This window comes from Marinactinospora endophytica, assembly GCF_054780875.1.
Genome location: NZ_BAAGVM010000020.1, coordinates 20,650 through 36,728, shown reverse-complemented (window position 1 = coordinate 36,728; position 16,079 = coordinate 20,650). Strand labels below are relative to the sequence as shown.

General features: G+C 70.9%; 12 protein-coding genes. 3 read left to right on the top strand and 9 right to left on the bottom strand.

All coding sequences use genetic code 11. The features are described from left to right. Positions 1-18: 18 nt before the first annotated feature. The 3 genes from ACYVHU_RS25685 to ACYVHU_RS25675 are packed head-to-tail and all read left to right on the top strand — an operon-like array spanning position 19 to position 3,429. Positions 19-876 (top strand): TatD family hydrolase, encoded by an 858-nt coding sequence (locus tag ACYVHU_RS25685; RefSeq protein ID WP_078763018.1) that lies wholly within the window; start codon positions 19-21, stop codon positions 874-876. A 4-nt stretch (positions 877-880) separates the two neighbouring features. After that, a complete protein-coding gene (gene eboE / locus ACYVHU_RS25680) occupies positions 881-2,053 on the top strand; it encodes a metabolite traffic protein EboE (RefSeq protein WP_078763019.1) in 1,173 nt (390 codons plus the stop codon). Next, positions 2,050-3,429: an alkaline phosphatase family protein gene (locus ACYVHU_RS25675; protein ID WP_078763020.1), complete on the top strand. Its 1,380-nt coding sequence runs from the start codon at positions 2,050-2,052 to the stop codon at positions 3,427-3,429. Before eboE ends, ACYVHU_RS25675 begins: the two co-directional genes overlap by 4 nt. A 46-nt stretch (positions 3,430-3,475) precedes the next feature. On the opposite strand, the gene ACYVHU_RS25670 is transcribed toward ACYVHU_RS25675, so the two are convergent. From ACYVHU_RS25670 to rodA, 9 genes are all read right to left on the bottom strand, one after another. Next, positions 3,476-4,732 carry a glutamate-5-semialdehyde dehydrogenase gene (locus ACYVHU_RS25670; protein WP_432939381.1) on the bottom strand — a complete coding sequence of 419 codons (1,257 nt, stop codon included), beginning with the start codon at positions 4,730-4,732 and terminating at the stop codon, positions 3,476-3,478. A gap of 160 nt (positions 4,733-4,892) precedes the next feature. After that, positions 4,893-5,999 carry a glutamate 5-kinase gene (gene proB, locus ACYVHU_RS25665; RefSeq protein ID WP_078763072.1) on the bottom strand — a complete coding sequence of 369 codons (1,107 nt, stop codon included), beginning with the start codon at positions 5,997-5,999 and terminating at the stop codon, positions 4,893-4,895. A 157-nt stretch (positions 6,000-6,156) separates the two neighbouring features. Further along, positions 6,157-7,521 carry a GTPase ObgE gene (gene obgE, locus ACYVHU_RS25660; RefSeq protein ID WP_078763022.1) on the bottom strand — a complete coding sequence of 455 codons (1,365 nt, stop codon included), beginning with the start codon at positions 7,519-7,521 and terminating at the stop codon, positions 6,157-6,159. Positions 7,522-7,672: 151 nt separating this feature from the next. Beyond that, positions 7,673-7,933, bottom strand: coding sequence for a 50S ribosomal protein L27 (gene rpmA, locus ACYVHU_RS25655; RefSeq protein WP_078763023.1), 261 nt, complete (start codon positions 7,931-7,933; stop codon positions 7,673-7,675). A 12-nt stretch (positions 7,934-7,945) separates the two neighbouring features. Then, a complete protein-coding gene (gene rplU / locus ACYVHU_RS25650) occupies positions 7,946-8,257 on the bottom strand; it encodes a 50S ribosomal protein L21 (protein WP_078763024.1) in 312 nt (103 codons plus the stop codon). 227 nt (positions 8,258-8,484) lie between these two features. Beyond that, a complete protein-coding gene (locus ACYVHU_RS25645) occupies positions 8,485-11,373 on the bottom strand; it encodes an Rne/Rng family ribonuclease (protein WP_078763025.1) in 2,889 nt (962 codons plus the stop codon). 156 nt (positions 11,374-11,529) lie between these two features. Beyond that, on the bottom strand, positions 11,530-12,345 hold the full coding sequence (locus ACYVHU_RS25640; protein WP_078763026.1) for a TIGR03936 family radical SAM-associated protein: 816 nt from the start codon (positions 12,343-12,345) through the stop codon (positions 11,530-11,532). A 524-nt stretch (positions 12,346-12,869) separates the two neighbouring features. Then, entirely contained in the window at positions 12,870-14,804 is a 1,935-nt protein-coding gene (locus tag ACYVHU_RS25635) for a TIGR03960 family B12-binding radical SAM protein (RefSeq protein ID WP_078763027.1), read from the bottom strand. Positions 14,805-14,907: 103 nt separating this feature from the next. Beyond that, positions 14,908-16,074, bottom strand: coding sequence for a rod shape-determining protein RodA (gene rodA, locus ACYVHU_RS25630; RefSeq protein WP_078763028.1), 1,167 nt, complete (start codon positions 16,072-16,074; stop codon positions 14,908-14,910). Between the last annotated feature and the right edge of the window lie 5 nt (positions 16,075-16,079).

Here is a 16,079-nt window from a genome sequence, read left to right as displayed (position 1 = left end):
GCCTTGGGAGGAGACGGCATGCGCATTTTCGACCCGCACATCCACATGACCTCACGGACCACCGACGACTACGAGGCGATGTACTCGGCGGGGGTGCGCGCCGTCGTCGAACCGGCCTTCTGGCTGGGCCAGCCCCGCACGAACCCGGGCTCCTTCCTGGATTACTTCGACGGCCTGGTCGGGTGGGAGCGGTTCAGGGCGGCCCGGTTCGGCATCCGCCACCACTGCGCGCTCGCCCTCAACCCCAAGGAGGCCAACGACCCGCGCTGCGCCGACGTGCTCGACGTCCTGCCGCGCTACCTGGCCAAGGACGGGGTGGTCGCCGTGGGCGAGATCGGCTTCGACTCGATGACCGCCGCCGAGGAGGAGGCGTTCGCGCGACAGCTGGACATGGCCGTGGCGGCCGACCTGCCGGTCCTGGTGCACACCCCGCACCGGGACAAGGCCGCGGGGACCCGGCGGACCCTCGACCTGGTCGCCGCCTCCGGTATCGCGCCGGAACGCGTCCTCGTCGACCACCTCAACGAGACGACCGTGGACATCGTCGCCGCCAGCGGCTGCTGGATGGGGTTCTCGATCTACCCGGACACCAAGATGGACGAGTACCGCATGGTCCGCATCCTCGCCGAACACGGGCTGGACCGGATCCTCGTCAACTCCGCCGCCGACTGGGGGCGCAGCGACCCGCTGAAGACCGCCCGGACCGGCCGGGCGATGCTCGACCACGGATTCGACTCCGACGACGTCGACCGGGTGCTGTGGCGCAACCCGGTGGAGTTCTTCGGGCAGAGCGGCCGGCTCCTGCTCGACGACGTCGCCCCCGACACCGGGGCGACCTTCGCCGGCAACTCCGTGCTGCGCGGCGGAGGGGAGTGAGCCGATGCGGCTGCGCCACCCCGACGGCACGCTCGTGCACGTCGCCTACTGCACCAACGTCCACCCCGCCGAGGACCTCGACGGCGTCGTGGAACAGCTTCGGCGCTACGCGGCCCCGGTCCGGGCCACCCTCGGCCTCCCCCGTCTCGGGTTGGGATTGTGGCTGCCCGCTCCGCTGGCCCACCGCCTGGCCCGCGACCCCGGCGAGACCGCCCGGTTGAGGGCGGCGCTGACGGGCTCGGGGCTGGAGGTGGTGACCCTCAACGCCTTTCCCTACTCCGGGTTCCACGATCCCGTCGTTAAGGGACGGGTCTACCGCCCCGACTGGACCGAGCCCGAGCGTCTGGCCTACACCCTCGACTGCGCGCGGGTGCTCACCGAGCTCCTTCCCGACGAGGCGCGTCGCGGCAGCGTCTCCACTCTGCCGCTGGCCTGGCGCGAACCGTGGGGGCCGCGGCACGCCCGGCTCGCCGCCGCGAACCTGGAACGGCTGGCCTCGGGACTGCGCGCGCTCGCCGCCGAGACCGGACGCCCCGTGCGCGTCGGCCTGGAGCCCGAGCCCGGGTGCCGGGTGGAGACCACCGGGGACGCCGCCAGGCTGCTCGCCGGAACCGACCACGCCCACATCGGCGTCTGCCTGGACACCTGCCACCTCGCGGTCGCCTTCGAGGAACCGGAGCGGGCCTTGAGCCGGCTCTCGGCGGCCGGTCTGCCGGTGGTCAAGGTGCAGGCCTCGGCGGCGATCCAGGCCGGCGCCCCGGACTCCCCCGCCGCCCGTTCGGCTCTGGCCTCCTTCGCTGAGGACCGGTTCCTGCACCAGGTGCGCGGGAGCACCGCGGAGGGCGTCCGCGCCTGTGACGACCTGCCCGAGGCCCTGGGGGACGGCTCAGTCCTGGACGGCGCGGAGCCGTGGCGCGTCCACTTCCACGTTCCGTTGCACCGGGAGCCGATCGCCCCATTGGAGAGCACCCGGCGGCACTTGGAGCAGACCCTCTCGGCCTTGTTCGGGGGCGGTACCGCCGTCACCGACCACCTGGAGGTCGAGACCTACACCTGGTCGGTGCTGCCCGAACGGCAACGCCCCCGCGACGCCCGGGGGCTGGTCGACGGCCTGGCCGGGGAGCTCGCCTGGGTGCGTGACCGGCTCGTCGGACTCGGACTGAAGGAGGAGACGTGACCCGGCTGTTGGTGATCGACGTCGTCGGGCTGACCCCGGCCCTGCTGGAACACGCGCCACGGCTGAGCGCCCTGGCGGCGGAGGGGTGGAGCGCCCCTCTGAACACGGTGCTGCCGGCCGTGACCTGCTCCGTGCAGTCGACCTTCCTGACCGGTGGCCTCCCCCGCGACCACGGGATCGTCGGCAACGGATGGTACTTCCGCGACGTGGGAGAGGTCCATCTGTGGCGCCAGCACAACCGCCTGGTCGGCGGCGAGAAGGTGTGGGAGACCGCGCGCCGGCACCGGCCGGACTTCCGCACGGCGAACGTGTGCTGGTGGTACGCGATGGGCGCGTCCACCGACTGGACCGTGACCCCCCGGCCGGTCTACCACGCCGACGGCCGCAAGTCCCCCGACTGCTACGCCCGGCCGGCCCGTCTCCACGAGGAGCTGACCCGGGACCTGGGGCCCTTCCCGCTCTTCCAGTACTGGGGGCCGACCGCGTCGCTGCGCTCGACCGAATGGATCGTGGCCGCCACCCGGCGCCTTCTGCCCCAGGCCGACCTCACCCTGTGCTACATCCCGCACCTCGACTACGACCTCCAGCGCCACGGCCCCCACGGCCCCGAGGCGATCGCGGCGGTACGCGCCGTGGACGCGGCGCTGTCCCCCCTACTGGAGGACGCGCGGCGGCTCGGCGCGACCGTGGTGGCGCTCAGCGAGTACGGGATCACCCCCGCGTCGCATCCCGTGCACGTCAACCGGGCGTTGCGCGAGGCGGGACTCCTGGAGGTCTACACCCAGCACGGCATGGAGTACCTGGACCCCTGGGCGTCGAGGGCCTTCGCGGTCGCCGACCACCAGGTGGCGCACGTCTACGTCGCCGACCCGGCCGACCTCAGCGCGGTCGCCGATCTGTGCCGCGCCCTCCCGGGGGTGGACCTGGTGCTGGACCGCGCGGACCAGGCGGCCCACGGCCTGGACCACGAACGGTCGGGGGAGCTGGTGCTGGTCGCCGAGCCGGAGGCCTGGTTCACCTACTACTACTGGTTGCGGGACGAGCGCGCCCCCGACTTCGCGCGCGGGGTGGAGATCCACCGCAAGCCCGGTTACGATCCCGCCGAACTGTTCCTGGACCCCGCCGACCGGACGGCGCGGATCCGGGCGGGTATGGGGCTCGTCCGCAAGAAGCTGGGGCTGCGGTACGCGATGGACGTGGTTCCGCTCGACCCCGGTTGCGTCCGGGGAACCCACGGGCGGCTGCCGCAGGACCCCGCGCACGGACCGGTGCTGATCTGCGGGGACGGGTCCACGGCCCGCGCCGGGATGGCCGCGACCGAGGTACGCGACCTACTGCTGGAGCTGGCCGGGATACCGGTAGCGGCCTCCGCCTGAGAGGCGGGCCCACAAGCGTCTTCGGGCCCGCCCACGATCATCCGGCTCAGCGCACGTGCCCGTCGCCGGTGATCACGTACTTGGTGGAGGTCATCTCCGGCAGCCCCATGGGGCCACGGGCGTGGAGCTTCTGGGTGGAGATGCCGATCTCGGCACCGAACCCGAACTCGCCGCCGTCGGTGAAACGCGTGGAGGCGTTGACCATGACGGCGGTGGAGTCGACCCGTTCCACGAAACGCCGCGCGGCCGACTGGGAGTCGGTCACGATCGCCTCGGTGTGGGCGGTGGAGTAGCGCCGGATGTGGTCGACCGCCTCGTCGAGGGAGTCGACGACCTTGACCGCGAGGTCCAGGGACAGGTACTCGGTCGCCCAGTCGTCCTCGGTCGCCGGCACCACGTCGGCGTCGTAGGAGCGGGTCCGCTCGTCACCGTGGACGGTGACGCCGAGGTCCTTGAGTTCGGCCAGGACGGCCGGAAGGAAACGGTCGGCGATGGCGGAGTGGACCAGCAGGGTCTCGGCGGTGTTGCAGGTGGAGCAGCGGTGGGTCTTGGAGTTGACGGCGATGGCCACCGCCTTGCCCAGGTCGGCGGCCTCATCGACGTAGACGTGGCAGTTGCCCTCGCCCGTCTCGATGACGGGCACCGTGGACTCGCGCACGACGGTCTGGATGAGTGAGCCGCCGCCGCGGGGGATCAGCACGTCGACCAGGCCGCGCGCCCGCATCAGGGCTTGGGCGGAGTCACGCCCGGTACCGGGGACCAGCTGGACCGCGTCGACCGGCACCCCGGTGCCCTCCAGCGCTTCACGGAGGACCCGCACGATGGCGGTGTTGGAGGCGTAGGCCGAGGAGGAGCCCCGCAGCAACGCCGCGTTGCCGCTCTTCAGGCAGAGCGCGGCGGCGTCGACGGTGACGTTGGGACGCCCCTCGTAGATGATGCCGATGACGCCGAGGGGAACCCGGATCTGGCGCAGTTCCAGACCGTTGGGCAGGGTCCGACCGCGTACGACCTCGCCCACCGGGTCGGGGAGTTCGGCGATCGCGCGCACGGCGTCGGCGATGGCCTCGATCCGCCGCGGGGTGAGCGCGAGCCGGTCGATCATGGCCTCGGCCGCACCGGACTCGCGCGCGCGGGTGATGTCCTCGGCGTTGGCCGCGACGATCTCGTCGACCTGTTTGACCAGCGCGTCGGCCATGGCCAGCAGCGCGGCGTCCTTGACCGCCCTGCTGAGCGGGGCGAGGTCGACGGCGGCGTCCTTGGCGCGCCGCGCGACCGCGTGGACATCCCGCTCGATGTCGCTCATGTGAGTTCTCCGCTCTCTTCCCTTGGAGCCCAGCGCCGATGGACGAGGACCTCCGAAACGGAGGGGTCTCCCCGCAGACCCCGGTGACAGCACGATATAGCGCCGCCCTTTCGGCGCCCAGGCTTTTGCCCGACCCTCGCGGACGCCGGGGTCCCCTCGTTCACGCCTTGATCAGCACCAGATCGTCCCTGTGGACGATCTCACGTTCGTACTCGGCGCCCATCTCGCGGGCCAGCCAGCGTGTGGAGCGCCCCATCAGGTCGGGGATCTCGGTGGAGTCGTAGTTCACCAGGCCGCGTGCCACGATCCGGCCGTCCTCGTCGCGCAGGTCCACCGGGTCGCCCGCGCCGAACTCCCCCTCGACCCTGACCACCCCGGCCGGCAGCAGCGAGGCGTGCTCGTCCACCACCGCCCGCACGGCTCCGGGGTCCAAGACGACGCTGCCGCGCCCAGCGGTCGCGTGGGCCAGCCAGAGCTGCCGGGTGGAGGGGCGACGCCGGCGCACCGGGGAGAACAGCGTGCCGACCGGCTCCCCCTCCAGCGCGGCGCGGGCGTTGGCCGCGGAGGTGAGAACCGTGGGAACGCCGGCCTGCGTGGCGATGCGCGCCGACTCGACCTTGGTGACCATGCCCCCGGTGCCGACCCCGCGCTTGCCGGTCCCGCCGATGTCGACGCCCTCAAGGTCGGCGGGACCGCGCACCTCCGCGATCCGGCTGGTGCCGGGCAGGCTCGGGTTGCCGTCGTAGAGCGCGTCGACGTCGGAGAGCAGCAGCAGCGCCTCGGCCCGGAGCAGGTGCGCGACCAGCGCGGCCAGGCGGTCGTTGTCGCCGAAGCGGATCTCGTGCGTGGCCACCGTGTCGTTCTCGTTGACGATGGGCACCGCTCCGATGTCGAGCAGGCGGGTCAGCGTGCGCTGGGCGTTGCGGTACTGCACCCGGCGCGTCATGTCCTCGGCGGTGAGCAGGATCTGCGCCGCGGTCAGCCCGTGTCTGGCGAAGGCCGCGGTGTAGTGGGCCACCAGCAGCCCCTGGCCGACGCTCGCCGCGGCCTGCTGTGTGGCGAGGTCCTGGGGCCGACGGGACAGCCCCAGGGGGGTCAGTCCCGCCGCGACCGCGCCCGAGGAGACCAGGATGACCTCGATCCCCTGGGCCCGGCGCGCCGCGAGGACGTCGGCGAGCTCGCCGATGCGCTCCCGGTCGATGTGACCGTCCGGTGTGGTCAGCGACGACGATCCGACCTTGACGACGACGCGGCGGGCCTGCGCCATGACCTCCCGCACCGGCTCGACCTGTCCGTCGACGACCCCGGTCGCCCCTTCAGACTGTGCGCTGTACACGTCCCTCGTTCCCATCTGCGTGTCAGGACCCCGGTCCGCGACGCGATCGGGGCGATTCGATGGCTGACGTCAGGGCCCGCGCGACGGGTCAGCCCAGCCGGGAGTCGGTTCCGCGCGGACCGATCGGAGTGCTCTCGCTGTCGATGGTCGGGTCCCAGTCGAACACCACGGAGTCCTCCTCGGTCCCGATGTACACCTCGGCCCCGATGGTGGCGCCGGCCTTGGCCAGCGCCTCCTCGATGCCCAGACGGTTGAGTCGATCGGCAAGATAGCCGACCGCCTCGTCGTTGGAGAAGTCGGTCTGGCGGACCCAGCGCGCCGGCTTGTCCCCGCGGACCCGGAAGGTGTTGTCCCCCAGGGGGACGACCTCGAAGGGCACCTCGCCGATCTCGCGCGGCCGCAGCACGATGCGGGTGGCTTCGGGCGCGGGGCGGGCGGCGCGTGCCGCCGCGACCTGCTCGGCCATGGCGAAGGAGAGTTCGCGCAGCCCCTCGCGGGAGGCCGCCGAGACCTCGATGACCTTGAATCCGCGCTCTTCGAGCATGGGACGGACGAAGTCGGCGAGCTCGCGGCCGTCGGGCACGTCGATCTTGTTCAGCGCCACGATGCGGGGCCGGTCGGAGAGGTCGGTGCCGGTGAGCCCGGCGTAGGCGATGAGCTCGGCCTCGATGACCTCGAGGTCGCTGACGGGGTCGCGTCCCTGCTCGTAGGTCGCGCAGTCGAGCACGTGGACCAGGGTGGAGCAGCGCTCGATGTGGCGGAGGAAGTCCAGTCCGAGTCCCTTCCCCTCGCTCGCTCCGGGAATGAGCCCGGGGACGTCGGCGACGACGAACTGGGTGGCCCCCGCCTCGACCACGCCCAGGTTGGGAACCAGCGTGGTGAAGGGGTAGTCGGCGATCTTCGGGCGGGCCGCCGAGAGCGCGGCGATCAGGGAGGACTTGCCCGCGCTGGGAAATCCGACCAGCCCGACGTCGGCGATGGTCTTCAGTTCCAGCCGGACGTCGATCTCTTCGCCGGCCTCGCCTTTCAGCGCGAACCCGGGCGCCTTGCGCCGGGGGGAGGCGAGCGCGGCGTTGCCCAGTCCCCCGCTGCCGCCCTGGGCGATGACCAGGCGGGTGCCGACCCCCACGAGGTCGGCGATGACCTCGCCGTCCATGCTGGTGACCACCGTGCCGTCGGGGACCGGTAGCACCAGCTCGGCCCCGTTGGCGCCGGCCCGGTGTCCGCCCTGTCCCGGCGTGCCGTTTCCGGCCTTGCGGTGCGGACGGCGCTGGTACTCCAGCAGCGTGGCGGTGTTGGCGTCGACCTCCAGCACGACGTCGCCGCCTCTGCCGCCGTTTCCGCCGTCGGGTCCTCCCAGCGGCTTGAACTTCTCGCGGTGTACGGAGGCACAGCCGTGCCCGCCGTCACCGGCCTTGATGTGCAAGACCGCTTCGTCGACGAAGTCCGGCATGTCTCTCCTCCTACTGCTTGTCCCGCTGTCCCCGGTCTTCCGGGGGCGTTCCCCGCGCCGAGCGGGCGGTGGTGGTGCCAGAACGCAGGAAGGGCGGGCCAGTGCCTGGCCCGCCCTCCGCTACGAGGCAATACGTCGCGTCGCGCCGGCCTTACTGGGCCGGGGTCGGGACGATGTTCACGGCCTTGCGGCCACGACGGGTGCCGAACTGCACCTGGCCCTCGACGAGCGCGAACAGGGTGTCGTCACCGCCACGGCCGACGTTGTCGCCCGGGTGGAAGTGGGTACCCCGCTGGCGGACGAGGATCTCGCCGGCCTTGACGCTCTGGCCGCCGAACCGCTTGACACCGAGCCGCTTGGCGTTGGAGTCGCGCCCGTTACGGCTGGACGATGCGCCCTTCTTGTGTGCCATGTCGAGCTCCTCCTACTTCGCGGCGATGCCGGTGACGCGAACCTGGGTGTACTTCTGGCGGTGGCCCAGGCGCTTCTTGTAACCGGTCTTGTTCTTGTACTTCAGGATGTTGATCTTGGGACCCTTGGTCTCGCCAAGGACCTCGGCGGTGACCTGGTAGCCGCCCAGTTCGGCGGCGTCGCTGATGACCTTGCCGTCGTCGACGACAAGCAGCGGTTCCCACGTCAGCGTCGAGCCGACCTCGTTGGTGACCCTGTCGATGTTCAAGACGTCATCGACAGACACCTTCTCCTGCCGGCCGCCCGCTCGCACGATCGCGTACACCGGGAAACTCTCTTCCTGCTCGCTTCAGAAAAAATGCGCTCTAAATTGACCGCAGTCTCAATACCGCCCGCTCCCCGACGGGGGCGGAGGAATCGAAGTCAGGTCTCGGGCGCGCGAACGATTGGGGCGCGCCGACGCACCGACCCTTAGATTACCATCCGCCCGCCGGGGGCGAGCACGTCCGATAACGGTGCCGATCACACCGTTACCGTGCCGGTCGCCGGGCGTTACCCGGCCTCGACCACTGCGGTCTCGGGGGTCGAGGCGGACTTGCCCCGCCGGGTCCGACGCCGCCGTGGACGCTCGGAGCCGGTCTCGGCGCCGTCCGCCTCGGCGGCCGGTGGCGCCTCCTCCGGCTCGGACACCGCCTCGGCGGTGCCCTCGTCCGCCGCCGGCTCAGTGGCCTGCGGCTCGGCGGCGGTGTCCTTCTTCGACTTTCGGGAGGTCTTGCGCGGAGCCTTCTTCTCCTTCTCCTTCTCCGGCTCCGCCGACGCCGCCTCGGGCTGTTCGCCGCTGGGCTGCTCCTCGTCCTGGGAGGCCGGGGCCTCGCCTTCGGTCACGGCCTTGTCGGCCTTCTCAGCGCCGCCCTTGCCCTTCTTCTTGCGGCCGCTTCCACCGTTGCCGTTGCCGCCGCCCTTGGACTCGACCGGTTCGGTCGACAGGATCAGACCGCGACCGTTGCAGCACTCGCAGGTCTGGGAGAACGCCTCCAGGAGGCCCTGTCCGACCCTCTTGCGGGTCATCTGCACCAGTCCGAGGGAGGTGACCTCGGCGACCTGGTGCTTGGTGCGGTCGCGTGACAGGCATTCGAGCATGCGGCGCAGGACGAGGTCGCGGTTGCTCTCCAGCACCATGTCGATGAAGTCGATGACGATGATGCCACCGATGTCGCGCAACCGGAGTTGGCGCACGATCTCCTCGGCGGCCTCCAGGTTGTTCTTGGTGACCGTCTCCTCGAGGTTCCCGCCCTGACCGGTGAACTTGCCGGTGTTGACGTCGACGACCGTCATGGCCTCGGTGCGGTCGATCACCAGCGAACCGCCGCTGGGCAGCCAGACCTTGCGTTCCAGCGCCTTGGCGATCTGCTCGTCGACCCGGTAGGCCTCGAAGACGTCGCGTTCGTCGGTCCAGTGCGCCAGGCGGTCGGCCAGGTGCGGGGCGACGTAGTCGACGTACTCGCGGACGGTCTCCCAGGCCTCGTCACCTGAGACGACGAGGCTGGAGAAGTCCTCGTTGAACACGTCGCGCACGACGCGGACCGTGAGGTCGGGCTCGCTGTAGAGCAGCGCCGGGGCGGTCGCCGACTTCGACTTGCGCTTGATCGACTCCCACTGGCCGGCCAGACGCGCGATGTCGCGCTCCAGCTCCTCCTCGCTGGCCCCCTCGGCGGCGGTCCGCACGATGACGCCGGCGTTCTCCGGCATGACCTTCTTCAGGATCTGCTTGAGCCGGGCGCGCTCCTTGTCGGGGAGCTTGCGGCTGATGCCGGTCATGGTCCCGTCGGGAACGTAGACCAGGTAGCGGCCGGGCAGGCTGATCTGGCTGGTCAGGCGGGCGCCCTTGTGTCCCAGGGGGTCCTTGGTGACCTGCACCAGGACCGACTGGCCGGACTTGAGGGCCGACTCGATGCGCTTGGGCTGCCCTTCCAGTCCCGAGGCGTCCCAGTTGACCTCGCCGGCGTAGAGCACCGCGTTGCGCCCCTTGCCGATGTCGACGAACGCCGCCTCCATCGAGGGCAGGACGTTTTGCACCCGCCCCAGGTAGACGTTGCCGACGTAGGACTTGTGGGTCACCCGGTCGACGTAGTGTTCGACCAGGACGTCGTCCTCGAGAACGGCGATCTGGGTGCGTTCGCCGATGCGGCGCACCACGAGGTCGCGCTTGACCGACTCGCGGCGGGCCAGGAACTCCGACTCGGTGATGATCGGGGCGCGTCGCCGGCCCTGCTCGCGCCCTTCGCGTCGGCGCTGCTTCTTGGCCTCCAGGCGGGTGGAACCGCGGACGGCCTGCACCTCGTCCTCGATCGGGGACGCCGCGCGCGGCTCGCGGACCCGCACCACCGTGTTCGGCGGGTCGTCGGGGGCCGGACCGCTGTCGTCGACGTCGGCCCCGGAGCGCCGACGCCGACGGCGGCGGCGACGGCTGGAACCGCCGTTCTCCTCCTGCGCCGTCTCCTCTGCGCTCTCCTCGTCCTCGGGGTGTCCTGCGCCCTCGTCCGACTGGTCGTCCTCGTCCGCGCCGGCCTCGGCCTGCTCCTCGTCCCCCTCGTCGGCGCTACGTGACCGGCCGCGGCCACGGCCGCCACGCCGCCGCCGGCGGCGGGAGGGGCGCTCGTCGTCGGAGTCCTCGCGAGCCGAGACCTCCTCGGTCTCCTCGAGCTCCTCCTCCTCGGCGTCGACGTCGGCGTCGGGAAGGGGCGTGGCCGGTTGCTGGGCGACCGGGGGCTGGAAGACGACCATGGGAGGCTGGAAGGTCACCGCGACGGTGCCGGCCGGGGCCGCGACCACGGGCGAATCCGTGGAGCTCTTCTCCGGCTGGGCGGCGGTCTCCTCGGCGGCCTTCTCCTCGGTGTCGGCCTGCGCCGGTTCCGCGGCCTTGGCGCGCTTGCTCCGAGTGCGGGTGCTCCGGGTGGTCTTCGCGCGCGTGCCCCTCGCGCCCGTGCGGGGTTCCTCGGCCGTGACGGTCTCCTCCGGTTCCTCGGAGGAGGGCTGCTGCGGCTCCTGCGCCGCGGGCGGCGTCACCGGGGGCGCGGGCTCGGGCTCGGGTGGCGGCCCCGCCGGGCGGGTGCGGGTACGCCCCTTCTTCACCGTGGTCACCCGGACCGCGGTCTTGTCCTCGGCGGGCGGCTCGGCGTCGGTCGGCACGGATTCCACCGGGACATCGGCGGCGGCGACCGTGATGGGGCCCGTCGGGGCCGCCGCGGGCGCCGGCTCGGGCTCGGGCGGCGGCCCCGCCGGGCGGGTCGCCACCGCGCGGCGGGAGGCGGTACGCCGCCTGCCGGCCGTCCCGTTGCCTACGGCCTGGACCTCCGGGGTCTCGGTCGTGTTGGGTTCAGTTGTTTCAGTTGTGCGTCCCGCGGTGCCCTCGGCACCGCTGTTGGGCTCGTTCTCGAGCATCCGGGTGGTCTCCCGTCAGAGTCCTCGGGCGCGGCAGTGGCCTTTTCCGCCACGGCCGCTGCGCGCGAGAACTGTCGTCGCTATGTCGGCGCCGGCAGCGCGCCTGGCACCGCCGGGTCAAAGTCCTGAGGGCGCGCCCACGGTCCCCGATGGAGGTCACTCATGTGACGTGCTCCGCGTGGGCGCCGACGGCCGTGATGTCCTCTCCTCGGGTCCGGCGGAGACGGGGTGATCCGTCACCTCGCCGGACTCGGCCCGTTTCCGCCCGGCGTCGAGGGCGGCCGCGTCGTCCGCGGCGAACGGGTCGGCGATCTCGCCGGAGGCTCCGTCCAGCGGCCCCTGCGCCAGCCTGGTCATCAGTGGTGATGACGGGGGCGCGAGGCCGGCCACCTGGCGGAGGCCGGACACCACGTCGTCCGGTCGGACGGCAGGTGTCGTATGCCGTACGACCATCCGAAGTATGGCATATGTCTCGTCTTGTTCCTTTGCGGCGCGCCCGTCCACTTCCAACTTGAGAACGGCCGAGCGGACATCGAAGCGGCGACGGCCTTTCTTGGTGAGCCGCTCCACTTCGATCGTGTCGGCCGCAAGGAACGCGGCCGCCGCTGCCGCGGCGTCGTCGGGGGCGACGCCCGGCATGTCTACCCGCCACTCCGATGCCTCCAGGCGGTCGACCAGACCACCCGCCGCGGCCGCCACCACTGCGACGACGTCGATGCCCTCGGGCATCGCCGCGTCGAGCCGAACACGCACCTGTTCGGGATCGGCGGTCTCGGTCAGCACGAGTTCGAAGTACTCCGCCTCGCTCGCCACCCCGGTGGGGGCGGCGCCCGTATAGGAGATCTTGGGATGAGGTGTGAACCCTGCCGAGAAGGCGACGGGAATCCCGGCCCGGCGCAGTGCGCGCTCCAGCGCGCGAGCGATGTCGCGATGGCTCGCGAACCGCATCCGACCGCGCTTGGCGTAACGCACACGCAGCCGTTGGCCCTGGATTCCGGTGGAGGGCGAGGTGGTGCCCTCGGGTGCGGGGGGCAGCGCTGCTCCTTTCCTCGAGTACTCCCGCGCAGGTGCATTCCGCGAGCGGCGCGCACCCACCTGGGAGATTCACGTCCTATTTAGCGTACGGTGCGCTCCGGGAGCCTCGCGCCATCGGCCCGGGCGAAACACCCGGCGCGCAGCGCGCGACGCCGTCGACGAAGGAACCGAACGGTACCGGACTCCGTGACGGATCACACACTTAACAGCTGTTCCCATCCAAGGACGACTTGAAAAGCGTTCAGATCAGTTGCCTCCCCCACAGTTCACCATGTGGACACCTTGACCCACCGGGACGCCGCTGAACTGGGACGATCCATGCCGAAAATATTTTTCTCGGCATTTCGCAATCTTTGGCAACCTTTTCCATCTCTTGATCGTCAAGTACACGTACGGCCCGGCGCGAGCGGGGCGCCGGGCCGTGCCCAGGTGAGAATCCGGCCCGTTGGGGCCGGAGGAGGTCAGACGACCGTGAGCGGCAGCAGCTTGGAACGGTCGGTCGGACCGATCTGGATCTGGGTCCCCATACTGGGGCACACCCCGCAGTCGTAGCAGGGGTTCCAACGACAGTCGTCGACCTCGAGCGACTCCTCGCCGTGCAGCGCGTCCTGCCAGTCCTGCCACAACCAGTCGCGGTCGAGACCGGCGTCCAGGTGGTCCCAGGGGAGCACCTCGTCACGCTCCCGCTCGCGCACCGTGTACCAGTCCAGGTCCACGGGTTCGCCGCTGAGCCCCTTCTCCGCACACGACGCCCACCGCTCGTAGGAGAAGTGCTCGCTCCAGCCGTCGAAACGCCCGCCGTCGCGCCAGACCGCCTCGACGACCCGGCCGACGCGGCGGTCCCCCCGGGAGAGCAGTCCCTCGATGATGGAGGGGCGTCCCTCGTGGTAGCGCAGGCCGATCGACTTGCCGTACTGACGGTCGCCGCGCAGCCGGTCCCTGAGCTTGCGCAGCCGCGCGTCGACCACCTCGTGCGAGGTCTGCCCGGCCCACTGGAACGGGGTCTGCGGCTTGGGGACGAACCCGCCGATGGAGACCGTGCACCGGATGTCCTTGCGTCCGGTCACCTCGCGGCCGGTCTTGATGACCTCGCGTGCGAGGTCGGCGATGGCGAGCACGTCCTCGTCGGTCTCGGTGGGCAGTCCGCACATGAAGTAGAGCTTGACCTGTCGCCACCCGGCCGCGTAGGCCGCGGTGACCGTGCGGATCAGGTCGGCCTCGGTGACCATCTTGTTGATCACCCGGCGCATCCGCTCGCTGCCCCCCTCGGGCGCGAACGTCAGCCCCGAACGGCGCCCGTTGCGGGTGAGCTCGTTGGCCAGGTCGATGTTGAAGGCGTCCACCCGGGTGGAGGGGAGCGACAGCCCGGTGTTGGTGCCCTCGTAGCGGTCGGCGAGGCCCTTGGCGATCTCACCGATCTCGCTGTGGTCGGCGCTGGACAACGACAGCAGGCCGACCTCCTGGAAGCCCGAGGAGGCGACCCCCTGTTCCACCATCTGGCCGACCACCTCCTTGCTGCGCTCCCGGACGGGGCGGGTGATCATCCCGGCCTGGCAGAACCGGCAGCCCCGGGTGCACCCGCGGAAGATCTCCACGCTGTAGCGCTCGTGCACCGACTCGGCCAACGGGACGATCGGGTTCTTCGGGTAGGGCCATTTGTCCAGGTCCATGACGGTGTGCTTGCGCACCCGCCACGGCACCCCCGGCCGGTTCGGGGCGACCTTGCCGATACGGCCGTCGGGCAGGTAGGTGACGTCGTAGAAGCGCGGCACGTAGACGCCGCCGCTCCCGGCCAACCGCAGCAGCACGCCGTCGCGTCCACCGGGCCGCCCCTCGCGCTTCCACTCGCGGATGACCTCGGTGATGGCCAGCGAGATCTCCTCGCCGTCACCGAGGACGACCGCGTCGAGGAAGTCCGCGATGGGTTCGGGGTTGAACGCGGAGTGGCCGCCGGCCAGCACGATCGGGTCGTCCTCCCCGCGCTCGGCGGAGTGGATCGGGATGCCCGCGAGGTCCAGCGCGGTGAGCATGTTGGTGTAGCCCATCTCGCTGGCGAAGCTCAGGCCGAACACGTCGAAGGCCCTGATCGGACGGTGGGCGTCGACGGTGAACTGGGGGACGCCGTGCTCGCGCATGAGCCGCTCCAGGTCCGGCCAGACCGCGTAGGTGCGTTCGGCGAGCACCCCCTCGCGTTCGTTGAGGACCTCATAGAGGATCTGGATCCCCTGGTTGGGAACGCCGACCTCGTAGGCGTCGGGGTACATCAACGCCCAGCGGACCTCTGCCTCGTCCCAGTCCTTGGTGACGGAGTTGAGTTCACCGCCCACGTACTGAATCGGCTTTTGCACGCCGGGTAGAAGTCTCTCCAGACGCGGGAAGACGGATTCGATGGGCATGACGATGGGCCTTTCGCGGAATGCCTGCGGTCCACACTGGTAGCACTTATCACTCCAGGCTAGTCGGTGTCGCCGGCCCTGTGCCCGCCCCGCCGGGGCGCTCCTAGCCGAATCCCCGGTCGCGCGCGTAGATCCCCAGTACCAGCCCCACCGCCGTGAGGTTGGCGACGGCCGCGGTCCCACCGTAGGAGACGAACGGCAGGGGCAGGCCGGTGATGGGCATGATCCCCAGGGTCATCCCGATGTTGATGAAGCACTGGAACGTCATCCACACGGCCACGCCGACGCACACCAGCCGGCCGTAGGGGTGGTCGCACTCCCGCGCGATCTGCAGCGTGCGCCAGATGATGAACGCGAACAGGCCGATGATGAGGGAGCTGCCGAGGAACCCGAGCTGTTCCCCGGCGACCGTGAAGATGAAGTCGGTGTGCTGTTCGGGGACGAAGTTCCCCCGGGTCTGTTCGCCGTCGAACAGCCCCGTCCCGATGAACCCGCCCGACCCGATCGCGATGAGCGCCTGGTTGGCGTTGTATCCGGCGCCCCGCGGGTCCGCGGTGGGATCGACGAAGGTCGCGAAGCGGGCGAGCTGGTAGTCCTGGAGCAGCCCGAACCACCACACCGACAGGGCGCCGACCACCCCGCAGCAGATCAGCCCGATCACCCATCGGATGGGGGCGCCGGACAACGTGAGCATCCCCAGGTAGATCGAGCACAGGACCATGGCGGTGCCCAGGTCGGGCTGGGCGAGGATGAGCCCCAGCGGGACGGCCAGGGCGACCAGGCTGAACAGCACGTCGCGGGTCATGGGGGCGTGTTCGCCGTCACGGGGCTCTCCCAACAGCATGGCCACCCCGAGGATCAATCCGATCTTGGCGACCTCGCCCGGCTGGGCCTGCATGCCGCCGATGACGATCCAGGAACGCGAACCGTTGATGACCTCGCCGAGGGGGGTGAGCACGAGCGCCAGGCCGACCACGCCCACCAGGTAGACGATGGGGGCGTAGGCCCGCGGGACCCGGTAGTCCACCGACGCGACCAGGAGGCAGGCGACCAGGCCGATCGCCACGTGCACCAGGTAGCGCCGCAGGTACTGGGTGGACTCCAGCGGATCGCCGTCGGAGGCGGTGGAGGCCCACACCAGCAGGGCGCCCACCGCGCACAGGACGAGCACGCAGGACAACAGCGGCCAGTCGATCCGACGCGGCCGGGCCGCAAGGAGGCGACCGGCGCGCGTGGACCACGAGCGTTGCGAGTTGACATAGAGCGACATCTCAG

What these genes read in the sequence shown, in the direction of transcription:
- ACYVHU_RS25685 (WP_078763018.1), top strand. Translation starts at nt 19, where the DNA reads ATGCGCATTTTCGACCCGCACATCCACATGACCTCACGGACCACCGAC.
- eboE (WP_078763019.1), top strand. Translation starts at nt 881, where the DNA reads ATGCGGCTGCGCCACCCCGACGGCACGCTCGTGCACGTCGCCTACTGC.
- ACYVHU_RS25670 (WP_432939381.1), bottom strand. Translation starts at nt 4,732, where the DNA reads ATGAGCGACATCGAGCGGGATGTCCACGCGGTCGCGCGGCGCGCCAAG.
- proB (WP_078763072.1), bottom strand. Translation starts at nt 5,999, where the DNA reads ATGGCGCAGGCCCGCCGCGTCGTCGTCAAGGTCGGATCGTCGTCGCTG.
- obgE (WP_078763022.1), bottom strand. Translation starts at nt 7,521, where the DNA reads ATGCCGGACTTCGTCGACGAAGCGGTCTTGCACATCAAGGCCGGTGAC.
- rpmA (WP_078763023.1), bottom strand. Translation starts at nt 7,933, where the DNA reads ATGGCACACAAGAAGGGCGCATCGTCCAGCCGTAACGGGCGCGACTCC.
- ACYVHU_RS25645 (WP_078763025.1), bottom strand. Translation starts at nt 11,373, where the DNA reads ATGCTCGAGAACGAGCCCAACAGCGGTGCCGAGGGCACCGCGGGACGC.
- ACYVHU_RS25635 (WP_078763027.1), bottom strand. Translation starts at nt 14,804, where the DNA reads ATGCCCATCGAATCCGTCTTCCCGCGTCTGGAGAGACTTCTACCCGGC.
- rodA (WP_078763028.1), bottom strand. Translation starts at nt 16,074, where the DNA reads ATGTCGCTCTATGTCAACTCGCAACGCTCGTGGTCCACGCGCGCCGGT.